13 protein-coding genes are annotated in these 13,983 nt (G+C 73.7%); 6 read left to right on the top strand and 7 right to left on the bottom strand.

What is annotated here, in order from left to right; translation table 11 throughout:
• Positions 1-17: 17 nt before the first annotated feature.
• The 5 genes from ACN9M0_RS29995 to ACN9M0_RS29975 all read right to left on the bottom strand — a co-directional run bounded on the left by ACN9M0_RS29995 (position 18) and on the right by ACN9M0_RS29975 (position 5,483).
• Positions 18-1,496 carry an AlkA N-terminal domain-containing protein gene (locus ACN9M0_RS29995; RefSeq protein ID WP_426404510.1) on the bottom strand — a complete coding sequence of 493 codons (1,479 nt, stop codon included), beginning with the start codon at positions 1,494-1,496 and terminating at the stop codon, positions 18-20.
• Between the two features lie 81 nt (positions 1,497-1,577).
• The gene (locus ACN9M0_RS29990) at positions 1,578-2,345 is read right to left on the bottom strand and encodes a metallophosphoesterase (protein ID WP_366040062.1); all 768 of its coding nucleotides are present in this window, start codon (positions 2,343-2,345) and stop codon (positions 1,578-1,580) included.
• Positions 2,346-2,530: 185 nt separating this feature from the next.
• A complete protein-coding gene (locus tag ACN9M0_RS29985; protein WP_399696632.1) occupies positions 2,531-3,151 on the bottom strand; it encodes an L-threonylcarbamoyladenylate synthase in 621 nt (206 codons plus the stop codon).
• Between the two features lie 10 nt (positions 3,152-3,161).
• Positions 3,162-4,565: a phytoene desaturase family protein gene (locus tag ACN9M0_RS29980; protein WP_366040110.1), complete on the bottom strand. Its 1,404-nt coding sequence runs from the start codon at positions 4,563-4,565 to the stop codon at positions 3,162-3,164.
• Positions 4,566-4,646: 81 nt separating this feature from the next.
• A complete protein-coding gene (locus ACN9M0_RS29975) occupies positions 4,647-5,483 on the bottom strand; it encodes an inositol monophosphatase family protein (protein WP_426404509.1) in 837 nt (278 codons plus the stop codon).
• Between the two features lie 583 nt (positions 5,484-6,066).
• On the opposite strand from ACN9M0_RS29975, the gene cseB reads away from it, so the two are divergent.
• The 6 genes from cseB (at position 6,067) to ACN9M0_RS29945 (ending at position 12,503) form a co-directional block, all read left to right on the top strand.
• Complete coding sequence (gene cseB / locus ACN9M0_RS29970) at positions 6,067-6,795, top strand: two-component system response regulator CseB (protein WP_366040059.1); 729 nt, start codon at positions 6,067-6,069, stop codon at positions 6,793-6,795.
• Positions 6,792-8,063, top strand: a complete 1,272-nt coding sequence (locus ACN9M0_RS29965; RefSeq protein ID WP_399696628.1) for a sensor histidine kinase — start codon at positions 6,792-6,794, stop codon at positions 8,061-8,063. Before cseB ends, ACN9M0_RS29965 begins: the two co-directional genes overlap by 4 nt.
• A gap of 141 nt (positions 8,064-8,204) precedes the next feature.
• Complete coding sequence (locus ACN9M0_RS29960) at positions 8,205-8,438, top strand: hypothetical protein (RefSeq protein WP_426404508.1); 234 nt, start codon at positions 8,205-8,207, stop codon at positions 8,436-8,438.
• 196 nt (positions 8,439-8,634) lie between these two features.
• Positions 8,635-9,408, top strand: a complete 774-nt coding sequence (locus ACN9M0_RS29955; protein ID WP_399696625.1) for an ABC transporter ATP-binding protein — start codon at positions 8,635-8,637, stop codon at positions 9,406-9,408.
• Positions 9,409-9,527: 119 nt separating this feature from the next.
• The gene (locus ACN9M0_RS29950) at positions 9,528-12,089 is read left to right on the top strand and encodes an ABC transporter permease (RefSeq protein WP_426404507.1); all 2,562 of its coding nucleotides are present in this window, start codon (positions 9,528-9,530) and stop codon (positions 12,087-12,089) included.
• Between the two features lie 132 nt (positions 12,090-12,221).
• A complete protein-coding gene (locus ACN9M0_RS29945) occupies positions 12,222-12,503 on the top strand; it encodes a hypothetical protein (RefSeq protein WP_426404506.1) in 282 nt (93 codons plus the stop codon).
• A 116-nt stretch (positions 12,504-12,619) separates the two neighbouring features.
• Here ACN9M0_RS29945 and ACN9M0_RS29940 read toward each other — a convergent pair whose 3' ends face one another.
• Entirely contained in the window at positions 12,620-13,393 is a 774-nt protein-coding gene (locus ACN9M0_RS29940) for a GNAT family N-acetyltransferase (protein WP_426404505.1), read from the bottom strand.
• A gap of 140 nt (positions 13,394-13,533) precedes the next feature.
• Positions 13,534-13,971, bottom strand: coding sequence for a LysR substrate-binding domain-containing protein (locus ACN9M0_RS29935; RefSeq protein ID WP_426404504.1), 438 nt, complete (start codon positions 13,969-13,971; stop codon positions 13,534-13,536).
• Positions 13,972-13,983 lie beyond the last annotated feature (12 nt).

The following is a 13,983-nucleotide window of genomic DNA, read 5'->3' as shown; positions in this document are numbered from 1 at the left end:
GGGGTCCTAACGATCCGTTACGCGGGCAGGTGGTTGATCGGGTGGTCGTCGGTCGCCCAGAGGTACTGGACGGCGTAGGCGCGCCAGGGGCGCCAGTGCGCGGCGCGGGCGGTGAGCGCGGCCGGGGTGCCGGGCAGGCCGAACCCCTCGGCGGCGCGGCGGACGCCGAGGTCGCCGGGGAGGAAGGCGTCGGGGTCGCCGAGGGCCCGCATGGCGATGATCTCGGTGGTCCAGGGGCCGAAGCCGGGCAGGGCGAGCAGCCGGGCGCGGGCCTCCTCGCGGTCGTCGGCGGGGCCGAGCGGGAGCGAGCCGTCGGCGAGGGCCCGGACGAGGGTGAGGAGGGTGGTGCGGCGGCTGCGGGGCAGGGCGAGGGTCTCGGGGTCGAGGGCGGCGAGCGCTTCGGGGCTCGGGAAGAGGTGGGTGAGCCCGCCCTCGGGGTCGTCGACGGGGATGCCGTGCGCGGTGACCAGGCGGGCGGCGTGGGTGCGGGCGGCGGCGGTGGACACCTGCTGGCCGAGGACGGCCCGTACGGCGAACTCGGCGGGATCGACGCTCCCGGGCACGCGGCGGCCGGGGGCGGCGTCGACGAGCGGGGCGAGCAGCGGATCGGCGCGGAGCCGCTCGTCGACGGCGACGGGGTCGGCGTCGAGGTCGAGGAGCCGGCGGCAGCGGCTGATCGCGTGGGTGAGGTCGCGCGGGTCGGTGAGGGAGAGCCGGCAGGCGATGTGGCCGTCTCCCGGGGCGAGGGCCACGATGCCGTGTCCGTACGGGAGGCTGAGCGTCCGCCGGTAGGCGCCGTCGCGCCACTCCTCCACGCCGGGCACGGCGGTCGCGGCGAGGTGCCCGAAGAGGTTGGAGGGTTCCAGCGGGGCGCGGAACGGCAGCCGGAGGCTGATGACGCCGGGGGTCGCGGTCGGCAGGACCGGTGAGCGGCGGGCGGCGCGGGCGCGGAGTTCGCCGGGGGTGAGGGCGAAGACCTCGCGGACGGTGTCGTTGAAGGTGCGGATGGAGGCGAAGCCGGCCGCGAAGGCGATCTCGCCGAAGGCCATCGCGGTGGTCTCGATGAGCAGCCGGGCGGTCTGGGCGCGCTGGGCGCGGGCCAGGGCGAGGGGCCCGGCGCCGAGTTCGGCGAGGAGCTGGCGCTCGATCTGGCGGGTGGACCAGCCGAGCCGCCGGGCAAGGCCGGGGACGCCCTCGCGGTCGACGACGCCGTCCTGGATGAGCCGTACGGCGCGGGCGACGGCGTCGGCCCGGACGTTCCACTCGGGCGAGCCGGGGCTGGTGTCGGGGCGGCACCGCTTGCAGGCGCGGAAACCGGCGCGCTGGCACGAGGCGGCGCTGGGGTGGAACTCCATGTTCTCGGGCTTGGGCGGGACGGCCGGGCAGCTGGGCCGGCAGTAGATCCGGGTGGTGCGGACGGCGGTGAAGAACACGCCGTCGAAGCGCGCCTCCTTCGACTGGACGGCCCGCACGCAGCGCTCGGTGTCGGTGTGCATGGTTCAAGGATCGGGGACGGACGGCTCACGGGCTGGCGAGAAAACGACATGGACGTCCGTCCCCGGTGGGAGCGGGTCGGGTCAGACGGTGACCGTGCGGTAGTGGGTGGTCAGCCGCCCGTCCTCGCCGAGGACGTGGAAGGCGAGGGCGGGCGGCAGGTCGAGGTGGACGTGCGGGTCCTCGGGGCTCGGGCTCTCCCAGGGCAGCCGGAGGGCGGAGACGACCCCGGGTGCGACGAGCAGCGGGCGCCCGGCGAAGGTCGTGGCGGCGGCCGTGTGGGCGTGGCCCGCGAGGAAGGCCGTGAGGTGGGGGTGGCGGTCGGCGAGCGCGGCGAGCCGCTCCTCGCCGAACTGCCGGATCTCGTCCACGTACGGCGTGTGCAGGGGGACCGGCGGGTGGTGGAAGGCGACCAGGACGGGCACCTCGTGCGGGGTGGCGGCGAGGACGCCGTCGAGCCAGTCGAGCGTCTCGTCCTCCAGGAGCCCCTGGTGCTCGCCGGGTACGGAGGAGTCGCAGAGGGCGACGACGAAACCCTCGCCGCGGAGCACCTGGTTGACGGGCGCGTACGGGCGGGCCGCCGCCTCCTCCTCGGCGAGGAGGCCCTTGCGGAAGGCTGCGCGGTCGTCGTGGTTGCCGGGGCAGACGAGCAGCGGGTGGCGGGAGGTCAGCAGCTCCCGCGCCGCCGCGTACTCGTCCGGGGTCCCGTGGTCGGCGATGTCACCGGTGACGAGGACGGCCGCCAGGTCGTACGGCAGCTCCTCCAGGTACCGCAGGACGGCGCGGGTGCGGTCCGCGCTGCGCGGCTCGCCGTCGATGTGGACGTCGCTGACGTGGGCGATGACGATCATGCGGCCGGACCTCCGTGGGTGCGCGTGAACGGGCGTTCACGCGACCGTACGGTGATCACGGCCGGGCCGGGAAGGGCCGCTTCGGGACCGGTGGACCGGTTCGGGACCGGTGGACCGGTTCGGGGCCGGTTCGGGACCGGTTGGGTGCGGTGGACCGCTTCAGGACGCTTCCCGGCTCGGGTCGTCTACTCGAACCGCGAGGTGTCCCCCGCTCCTCGGCGGACGATCTCGGGCTCGCCGCTGGAGAAGTCGACGACGGTGGTGGGTTCGGTCCCGCAGTCGCCGGAGTCGAGCACCGCGTCCACCTGGTGGTCGAGCCGCTCCTTGATCTCCCAGCCCTGGGTCAGCGGTTCGGCCTCGTCGGGCAGGAGCAGGGTGCTGGAGAGCAGCGGCTCGCCGAGTTCGGCGAGGAGGGCCTGGGTGACGACGTGGTCGGGGATCCGGACGCCGACCGTCTTCTTCTTGGGGTGCAGCAGCTGGCGAGGCACCTCCTTCGTCGCGGGCAGGATGAAGGTGTACGCGCCGGGGGTGGACGCCTTGACCGCGCGGAACACGTCGTTGTCGATCTGCACGAGCTGGCCCAGCTGGGCGAAGTTCGCGCACATCAGCGTGAAGTGGTGCCGGTCGTCGAGGTCGCGGATGGCGCGGATGCGGCTGATGCCGTCACGGCTGCCGAGCCGGCTGCCGAGCGCGTAGCAGGAGTCGGTCGGGTACGCGACGAGCGCCCCGTTCCGGATGGAGTCGGCCACCGCGCTGATGGTGCGGGGCTGGGGATTGTCGGGGTGCACGTCGAAGTACTTGGCCATGGGGCCCAGTCTATTTTCGCAGGCTCCGCCAGACGGCCTTCGCCGCGTTGTGCCCGGACATGCCGTGCACGCCGGGGCCGGGCGGGGTCGCGGAGGAACAGAGGAAGACCGACGGGTGCGGGGTGGCGTAGGGACGCAGCGAGAGCGTGGGGCGCAGCAGGAGCTGGAGGCCGCGGGCGGCGCCGCAGGCGATGTCGCCGCCGACGTAGTTGGCGTTGCGCTCGGCGAGTTCGGGCGGGCCGGCGGTGGCGCGGGCCAGCACGCGGTCGCGGAAACCGGGGGCGAAGCGCTCGATCTGACGCTCGATCGCCTCGGTGAGGTCGCCGCGCCAGCCGTTCGGGACGTGGCCGTACGCCCAGAAGACGTGCTTGCCCTCGGGGGCGCGGGAGGGGTCGACGAGGCTCGGCTGGGCGGTGATGAGGAAGGGGGCGTCGGGGGCGGTGCCGGAGGAGGCCTCGCGCAGGGCGGTGCCGATCTCGCCGGCGGTGGGGCCGACCTGGACGGTGCCGGCCCGGCGCGCCTCCTCGGCGGTCCACGGCACGGGCCCGTCGAGCGCGTAGTCGATCTTGAAGGCGCTCGCGCCGTACTTGTAGTGGTCGTAGTGCCCGCCGAAGCCGGCGATCCGTGCGAGGGCGGTGGGCGAGGTGTCGAAGACGTAGGCGCGGGCCGGCGGCAGGTCGTCGAGCCGCTTCACCTCGAAGTCGGTGTGGACGGCGCCGCCGAGGTCCTTGAGGTACGCGGCGAGGGCGTCGGAGATCGACTGCGAGCCACCCCGGGGCATCGGCCAGCCGCCCGCGTGCGCGGCGAGCGCGAAGACCAGGCCGACGGCGCCGGTGGCGAAGCCGCCGAGCGGGGCGATGACATGGCCGACGAGCCCGGCGAAGAGCGCGCGGGCCTTCTCGTCCTTAAACCTTCGCATCAGCCAGGTCGACGGCGGCAGCCCGGCGAGCCCGAAGCGGGCGAGGGTGACCGGGTCGCGGGGCAGCGCGGTGAGCGGCAGCTGCATGAAGTCGCTCGCCAGCGCGTCCCACTTGCCGAGGAAGGGCGCGACGAGCCTGCGGTACGACCCGGCGTCGCGCGGGCCGAAGGAGGCCGCGGTCTCGGCGACGGAGCGGGCGAGGACGGCTGCGGTGCCGTCGTCCCAGGGGTGGGCCATGGGCAGTTCGGGGTGGAGCCACTCCAGGCCGTACCGGTCGAGCGGCATCGTCTTGAAGACGGGCGATCCGGCGCCGAGCGGGTGCACGGCGGAGCAGGGGTCGTGACGGAAGCCGGGGAGCGTGAGCTCCTCGGTCCTGGCGCCGCCGCCGATGGTGGACTTGGCCTCGAAGACGGCCACGGAGAGGCCGCGCCTGGCCAGTTCGACAGCCGCCGTCAGTCCGTTGGGCCCCGCCCCCACGACGACGGCATCGAGCATCGACGTCTCGTTCGTCACCTTCGGACTCCTTCGTCAGCCGATGGCCAAGGCTCCCAGGATATGCGGGTGGTGGTAAGCGCCTCACTCGCCCCCGAGGAGCGTCCGGATCCGCTCGGCGGTCGCCGCGTCCCGGGCGGTCGTGAACGGCAGGGCGTTGCCTCCGGCGATACGGAACGGCTCTCCCGCGATCGTCGTCGTGGCACCGCCCGCCTCGGCGACCAGGAGGAGCCCGGCCGCGTGGTCCCAGGCGTACTCCCAGGAGAAGGCGGTGGCGTCGAGCGCCCCGCGCGCCACGGCGAGGTACTCGAGCCCGGCGGAGCCGCAGGGGCGCGGCCGGACGCCCTCGGTGACAAGGCCGAGCAGGGCGCGCTTCTGGTCCGGGGTGGTGTAGTCGGGGTGCGAGGTGGCGACCTCGAGGTCCGCGCCGGGTGACGGGGAACCGGACCGTATCGCCTGCCCGTTGAGCGTGGCGCCGCGCCCGCGCACGGCGACGGCGAACTCCTCCAGGGCGGGGGCGAAGGTCCAGGAGGCGAGGATCTCGCCGTGGTGGGCGAGGGCGACGAGGGTGCAGAAGGCGGGGTCGCCGTGGACGAACTGGCGGGTGCCGTCGACGGGGTCGACGATCCAGACGGGGGCGTCGCCGCGCAGCGCCTCGTACACCGTGGGATCGGCGTGGACGGCCTCCTCGCCGACGACCACGGAGCCGGGCAGCAGGGCGGTGAGGGAGGCGGTGAGATGGGCCTCGGCGGCCCGGTCGGCGACGGTGACCAGGTCGTGCGGCCCGTTCTTCTCGACGATGTCGTCGGCGGCGAGCTGCCGGAAGCGCGGCATGATCTCGGCGGCGGCCGCCTTGCGGACGGCCTCCTCGACCTCGGTCGTACGGCCGCCGAGGACGTGCTCAAGGAAGTCTTCGATCATGCCTCCAGCTAAGCACGGGGGGCTGACAACCGGAATGCCGCACTTGTCATCCTCCGTTTCCCCGGGGAGTACCCTTTGGCCGAGTTCACCCCTTACATGAGTTCAGCCCTTGCACGCGGGGAGGGTTCCCGTCCTCACCTGCGCGTCCGAGCGAGGCGTTCCTGGTTCAGCCGCCACTTCGACCGCTGCGCCCGCGGCGGCTCCCGTCATCTGCTCTTGAACGAAGCCCTGATCAGAGGCCAAGGCCTTCGTCGTTGCCCCTCCCGGGCCTGCGGGTACGACGGCAGACCCCACCGCGCGCGTCCGACTGTGTATCCGAAGTGTGTCAGGCAGCGCTCGGGATCGCGTCGAAGACGAGCAGCGCGGTGAGCGGCGTGCGGCCGTCGGCGGAGCAGCCGCACGGGCTCGTACCTGGGATTTCTCATGGGCGTCAGGGGACGGCGCCGCACCTTGGGAGGCTTCGGGGACAGGGGAGCTGTCCGCTCTCGGCACGTATTGTTCCGATCGTGGCGCGGCCGTGCCCACGTCGTGGACGTGAACCGAGGCCGACCGCCCGTCCGCCGCCCGAACAGGAGCCGTCCTCTTGTCCTCACCCGACTCCCCCGCGTCCACCGCGCGCGTGCTCCTTGTCGAGGACGACGACCTGATGCGCCGGTCCTTCGCGGTCGCTCTGGAGCGTTACGGCTACGACGTGCGGGCCGTCGCCGACGGCCTCGCCGGGCTCGAGGTCTTTCGTGAGCACGACTTCGACCTGCTGATCCTCGACGTGATGCTGCCCGGCCTCGACGGGATCGGGCTGTGCCGCAGGATCCGGGAGACCAGTCTGGTGCCGGTTCTGATGATGTCCGCCCGCGGCGACGGGCTCGACGTGGTCGCCGGGCTGGAGGCCGGGGCGGACGACTACGTCGTCAAACCGGTGGAGACGTACGTCCTCGTGGCCCGCATGCGTTCGCTGCTGCGGCGCGCCACCTACGCGCCCGTGCCCCCGGACGGACCGGAGCCGGCCGGAGGCCGGCCGGCCGAGGGGGACGTCCTGGAGTTCGGGGACCTGAGGATCGACACCGCCGGGATGGAGGTGTTCCTCGCCGGCCGGCCGGTGGCGCTGACCCCGACAGAGCTCAAGCTCCTGCTGGAGTTCGCCGCCCACCCCGGGGTCGTGCTGGAGCGGCACACCCTCCTGCGGGACGTGTGGGAGTACGGCTGGGACGGGGACAGCCGCGTCGTCGACCTGTGCGTGCAGCGGCTACGCCGGAAGGTGGGCCGGGACCGGATCGAGACGGTCCGGGGCTTCGGTTACAAGTTCCGGCGGTGACCGTGCCTCCCCTCCGCGGTCCGTGGGCGGGCCGCACCTCGCTGCGCCGGAAGATCGCCGCGCTCGCCGCGGCCACGGCCCTGCTCGTCGTGGCGGCGGTCGGCGTCCTGGTGCACCTGTGGACCGCCCAGGACATCCGCGGCCGGGGTGAGGCACGGGCGATGAACACGCTGTACGCGGCCATGGACGTCTACCGCCGCACCGGCGTCCTCACCGACGGCGCCGAGCTCGACCCCGACGACCTGCCGACCGCGCTGCGGGCCCCGGCCGACGCCGAACGGCACCACGTCTACGACGGGCACGCCGAGGGCAACGTCGGGCCCAGCGTCTGGGCGGCCCAGCGCACCGGCGGTCCAGGCAGCCCGGTCCTCGGCGTCCAGATCAACCTGGGCCCGGACCGTGCCAACCTGTCGCGCCTCGACGCGGCCATGGCGGTCGCCTCGCTCGTCGCGCTCGCGGCCGCCGTCCCCCTGGCCGTCTACGGCGCGGGGCTCCTGTCCCGGAGACTGGGCCGGGTCGCCGAGACGGCGACGCGGATCTCCGCCGGGGACCTGGACGCCCGCTCGGGACCCACGAAGGGCCGTGACGAGGTCGCGGACATCGCCGCGACCGTAGACCGGATGGCCGACAGCCTCGCACTGCGGCTGCGCACCGAGCGCCGGTTCACCGCGGACGTGGCCCACGAGCTGCGCACCCCCGTCGGGGGACTGCTCGCCGCCGTCGACCTCCTCCCTCCCGGCGAGACCGAGGACCTGCTGCGGGCCCGGGTGCGCGACCTGCGCGACCTGGTCGAGGACCTCCTGGAGATCTCCCGCCTGGACGCCGGCGCCGAGGAACCGGTCCGCGTCCGTGTGCCGCTCGGCGCCGTGGTCGCGGAGGCGGTCTCCCGTACCGGCCTCGCCACCGATGTCGCCGCGGCTGCCGGGGGCGCCGCCGACGGGGTCGCGCGGACGGTGGAGACCGACCCGCGCCGCCTGGAACGGATCGTGGGCAACCTGGTCGTCAACGCGCACCGCCACGGCGCCGGCCCCGTGCGCGTCACCGTCGAAGGACCGACGGTCGTCGTCCGTGACCACGGCCCCGGCTTCCCGGCCGACCTGCTGCTCCACGGCCCGCGCCGCTTCCACACGGGTGCCCGGGAACGCGGCTCGGGTCACGGCCTGGGGCTCACCATCGCCTTCGGCCAGGCGCGGGTCCTCGGCGCCGAACTGCTGCTGGCCAACGCCCCGGACGGCGGGGCCGTCGCCACCCTTCGGCTTCCCCCGTGACGGACGGCCGTGGGGCCGGTACGCGGTGGAGCGGGCACTGATACACAGCCGCCCAGGCCCCGATACGTTGCTCCGACACCCTTCGAAGGACACCTCGTCCCGTACCGGATCCGGCGCGGGACCCACTTCGAGGAGGCCATCATGAACCCGTCCGTCCGCACCACCGCCCTGTCCCGCGGCGTCCTGGGCATCGGTGCCCTCACCGCCGCCCTGTCCCTGCTGCTCGTCATCGGCGGGCTCACCGCGAACGCCGCGGCGGGCGAGACGGGACAGCCCGCCGGTGTGCTCGGCGTGATCGGGCTGTTCCTCGGCGGAACGCTCCTGGCCGTAGGAGCGCTCGCCCGCTCGGTCGCCGCCCAGGCCGGGCGCAGGTAACGGCGGCGCCCCTCCAGGGCCTCCCCGTGGTGCCCGCGCCCTCGACGCGCGGACACCGCGGGGAGGCCCTTTCGCGTGCCCGGCCCGCTACACCTTTGCCGCACGCCCGAGCGGGCGTCGATACACAGAGGCCCAGGCCCCGATACGTTCCCCGGACAGGCTTCACGTGCGCTTTCCGTACGAGAAGAGGAGCCCCATGACCGCCGACCTCCTGTCACCGCACCCGATGACCGGCATCGCGGCCGCCACCACCGACCTGTCGAAGGTCTACGGCAGCGGCGACACCCGCGTGGTCGCCCTGGACCGGGTCAGCATCGCCTTCCGGGAAGGCGAGTTCACCGCGATCATGGGCCCGTCGGGCTGCGGCAAGTCCACCCTGATGCACTGCGCCGCCGGGCTCGACTCGCCCACCTCCGGGTCGGTACGCGTCGGCACCACCGAACTCGCCCGCCTCGGGGACCGGCAGCTCACGCAGCTCCGCCGGGACCGCATCGGGTTCGTCTTCCAGGCGTTCAACCTGCTGCCGACGCTGACCGCGCTCGAGAACATCACGCTGCCGATGGACATCGCCGGCCGCCGCCCCGACCGGGCGTGGCTGGACCGGGTCGTCTCCATGGTCGGGCTCTCCGACCGCCTGGGCCACCGGCCCGCCCAGCTGTCCGGTGGCCAGCAACAGCGCGTCGCCGTCGCCCGCGCCCTGGCCTCGCGCCCGGCGATCGTCTTCGGTGACGAACCGACCGGCAACCTCGACTCGCGCGCCGGAGCCGAGGTCCTCGGCTTCCTGCGTGACTCGGTGCGCGAGCTGGGCCAGACCGTGGTCATGGTCACCCACGACCCCGTGGCCGCCGGCTACGCCGACCGCGTCGTGTTCCTCTCCGACGGACGCCTCGTCGAGGAGATGTCCCGGCCCACCCCGGACCGCGTCCTCGACCTGATGAAGAGCCTGGGCTCCCGCTCCCACGACGGCTGACCGCTCCAACGACGGCTGAGCCCCTCCCCCGACGGCTGAACCGCGCCCCCGCCGTCCGTCCCGTACCCCTCCGGAAGTCCTCGACTTCCCCGGAATCCCTCGGAAAGCCCGGAAGCCCCATGTTGAGAACAACCCTGCGCAACCTCCTGGCCCACAAGGCCCGGCTGGCCATGACCGTCCTCGCCGTCTGCCTGGGCGTCGCGTTCGTCAGCGGCACCCTCGTCTTCGCGGACTCCACCGCCGCCGCCCATCGCGCCGCCGCGTCGAAGAGCTTCGCCGGGGTCGACGTCACCGTGACCGAGAAAGCCCCCGAGCCCGGTGCCGAGGGCGGAGCGCGGGCCGGTGTGCTCGACGACGCGCTCGTCGCAAGACTGGCCCGGGTGCCCGGTGTCGCCGCCGTACGCCCGTCGGTCGACGGCTCGGCCACCCTGAACGCGGCGGACGGCACCCCGCTGCGGGCCGACCGCGCCTGGTCCCATCCGGCCACCGCGTACGTACCGGGCAAGGACGGCAAGGACAGCCGTCACCCGCTTGCCGAAGGCCGCGCCCCCGCGAACGACGGCGAGATCGCCGTGGACAGCGGAACCGCCACCGCCGGCCGCTTCCGCATCGGCGACACGATCACCCTGGCCACGGACGGCCCCGTCATGACCAAGCGGCTGGTCGGCACCGTCACCACCGACGACACCCGCGTCACCGCCGGCGGCACCCTCGTCCTCTTCGACACGGCGACCGCCCAGAAGCTGTTCTCCACGCCCGGCCACTACACCGGCATCGACCTGACCGCCGCCGCCGGCACCACCGCGTACGGACTCGCCGACCGGGTCACGGCCGTGCTGCCCGCCGACCGTGCCGAAGCCACCACGGGCCAGGCCCAGGCGGCCCAGCAGGCCATCCTCGTCGACACCCTGACCCGCGGCTACGAGAAGGTGCCGATGGTCTTCGCCGGGGTCTCGCTCTTCATCGGCTCGTTCCTCATCGTCAACACCTTCACCATGCTCGTGAAGCGGCGCAGCCGGGAGACCGCGCTGCTCCGGGCGATCGGCGCCTCGCGGCGCCAGGTGTCGCGCTCCGTCCTCCTGGAGGCCCTGGTCGTCGGCCTGGCCGCCTCGGTGGCCGGCTTCCTGCTCGGGCTCGGCATCGCGGCGGTGCTGCCCGACGTCCTCGGCGGCGACGGCACCGCCCTGCCCAGCGGCCCTCTGGTGATCGGCCCGCGCTCGGTCGTGGCGGCGCTCGGCGTGGGCGTCGGCGTCACCGTGCTCGCCGCGTGGCTGCCCTCCCGCCTGGCCGCGAGGACCTCACCCGTGGAGGCGATGCGCACGGCCGAGCAGCCGCCTCCGGCGCAGCGGTCCCGGCTGCGCGGCGCGGTGGGCCTCGGCCTGCTCGTGCTCGGCGCCGGCCTGCTGGTGTCGCTCAGCGGCGCGAAGGACGCCTCGGAGGAGAACCTGCGCGACGCGATGGCCGGCTGCGGTCTGTTCGTCGCCGCCCTGATCGTGCTCGCCCCGCTGCTCGCCACCCCGGTGATCCGGCTGACCGGGCGGCTGACCAGGCGCTTCGGCGTCACCGGCCGTCTCGCGCGCGAGAACGCCCTGCGCGATCCGCGCCGCACCGCGGCCACCGCCGCCACCTTGCTGATCAGCACCGGCCTCGTCACGGGGCTCGCCGTCATCGGGCACTCCACCGGACAGGCCCTCGACCGCCAGGCCGCGGCCGGGCTCGGCGCCGACTACGTCGTCAGCACCCGCTCCACCATGACGGGCATCGACCCCGGTGCCGTACGACGGCTGGCCGACACCCCCGGAGTGCGCAGCGCGCACGCGGTCACGGACTCGACCCTGTTCACCGGTGGCGGCGTCCGGCAGATCTCCGGTGTCGAACCGGCCACCGTGCGCGACACCATGAAGCTCGACTTCGTCTCCGGATCCGCCGAGAACCTGGCCCCGGGCCGGATCGCCGTCTCCAGCACCCTCGCCCGGGAGAACGGGGTGACCACCGGCGGTCGGCTGAACGTCCAGATGGGCCGCGCCGGGAAGTTCACCGCGTACAGGATCGTGGGCGTCTACCGGGACAACCCCGTCGCCCACGACGCGCTCGGCAGCCGCGCCGAGGTCGCGGCGAGCAGTTTCCTGCCCGACTCCGTCCAGCGTGTCCTGCTGCGCACCGACGGGCCGGCGACGACGGCGCTGGAGAGCCGGCTGCGCACCGCCGTGGGCAACAACCCGCTGCTCAAGGTGCAGGACCGGGAGCAGCTCGTCCGTGAGGCCGCGGGCACCATGGGTGACCTGCTGGACGTGATGTACGGGATGCTCGGCATCGGCGTCGTCATCAGCGCGCTCGGCATCGTGAACACGCTGGCCATGTCGGTCGCCGAACGCACCCGCGAGATCGGTGCGCTGCGCGCGCTGGGCATGGACCGCGCCGGCGTCCGCCGCGTGATCCGCCTGGAGGCGCTGACCGTCGCCGGCTTCGGCACGCTCCTCGGCCTGGCGGGCGGGCTGTTCGGCGCCTGGGCGGTCGGCTCCCTCGCCAACGGCGCCATCGAGCAGTACACCCTGGTACTGCCCTGGGGCACCCTGCTCCTCGTATGCCTCCTCTCCCTCGCGATCGGAGTCCTCGCGGCCGCCGTCCCCGCCCGCCGGGCAGCCGCCCTGAGCCCCCTGGAGGCGACCGCGGACGCCTGACATCCGGCAGGGGGTCGACGGGGCCCATCGGCCCCCCTGGTCTGACCCGTCCGGTCCCCGGTGGTCCGTTCGCACCGCGCCGGGGATCGGAGGTGACGGTGAGGTCACCTCACTGGCGAGGAGGCGAGAACGATGGACGAGATCGGGCGAGCGGAATGGTTCGCCATCGGTGTCCTCGGCATGACGCTTGCCGGAGCCGCCCACGCCACGATCGGCGCGACCCACGTCGCCAGGGAGATGCTGCGGGCGCCCGCCGGGAACCCCGGGACGAGTGGTTCGGACTTCCAGGTGGACAGCGGCCGCGGTGGCTGGATCCTGATCGGCGCCCTGGTCCTGGCGGGCGGATCCATTTACCACTTCGTGTCCGGTGTCGGGACGATCGTCAAGGAGATCGTGCATGTAGCGGAACGCTGACGTGCCGGAACGCTGACGTGCCAGAACGCCGTGACCTCGGCGGAGATCCCCGCAGGGCCGGACGCGCGTCCGGTCCTGCGGGGATCGGCGAGCCCGCGGGGCTCACCGCGGCGGTGTCACGGGAGCGGAGGCCCCCACCAGGTCGAGGGTGCCGCGACGGTGTAGCCCAGCGACTCGTACAGCGGCCTGCCCAGCTTCGAAGCGGTGAGGGTGAGCGGCAGGTCTGCCAGGTGGGCGAGGGAGCCGAGCATGACGGCCCGCCCCACGCCACGCGACCGGAACGCCGGCGAGGTGCCGACCCAGTAGTGGCTGCCGATCCCGTCGTCCACGACGCTGACGCAGGCTCCCGCGGGCACGCCGTCGTGCGAGGCGACGTACACCTCCACGCCCGGCTGCTCGATCAGCGCTGCCGGGAACAGCTCGCCGGGGCGGTAGGGCGTGAATCCGTCCAGTTCGAAGCCCTCGATCACGATCTGCTCGGCCGCCTGGAGGTCCTCTGGCCGCCGCACCCGGAACACGTCGAGCGCCGGTTCGCCGACGGGCCCGGGCAGGCGCAGCATGACCGGCATCTGCCAGCTGCGCATGCCCAGGTGGCCCAGGTCGGTCGAACTGAACGGATCCTCGGCGTTCACCGGGCCCGCGGCCCGGCGAGCCAGCTCGCTCAACTCGGCCAGCTCGCCCGGATCGAGGTCGGACTCCTGGATGAGGATCCGCAGGCCGGCCCGCTCGCCGCCGTCGACCGCGACGAATCCGCGGCGCCGGATGACCTCATGCCCCCGGGATCGCCCGGTCGCGATCCAAAGGGCGGCGGAGTTACGGGCCTGACGCAACGGCGCCTCGGTCAAGGGCACGGACGTGGGCCGGTCGGCCGAAGTGGATCTTGTTGTCATTGCGCCTACGGTAGTGCGCAACTCCCCTCTCACACAGGCCAATTCCGTACGAGCCGACTGGGCCACCTGCGAGCCGACCGGGCCACCTGCGGCCCTACTCGGCGCGAGGGAAGAGATGCCTGTGCCACGCGGCAGGCTGATCAGCGGGCGATCACGCAGCTCGGCCAGCGGAATGCTCGTGCGGTCGGGGGGGGTGAGGGCGTGGTCGTCCGGGCGACGGCCGCGACCGGGGAGTCGTCGACCAGGACCTGGACGGATACGCCCGGTGGGGGTTCCTCGTCCGCGAGGCCGATCACGGCGAGGTCGAGGTCGCCGCGATTCATTGCGGTGAGCATCCGCTCCGAGGCGTCCTCGGTCAGGGCGATCTCGACCTGGGGGTGTTCCTCGTGGAAGCCGGCCGGGATGGCCGGCAGGTCGAACTCGTGGGCTGCCGCGGCCGCGCCCGGGACGAGGCCGAGGGTGACCTGACCGCGGAGCAGTCCGGTGAACTCGTCCGCGACCTGCGGCACCGCTTCGACGGCGGAGAGCGCGGCCCGGGCGTACGGCAGTACGGCCTCGCCCACCTCCGTCAGAGTCACCGAGTCCAGGAT

Source organism: Streptomyces sp. R-07, from assembly GCF_049913175.1.
Classification (GTDB): domain Bacteria; phylum Actinomycetota; class Actinomycetes; order Streptomycetales; family Streptomycetaceae; genus Streptomyces.
Note: the sequence above shows the minus strand (reverse complement) of the source record. Positions and strands in the feature narration are given on the sequence as shown.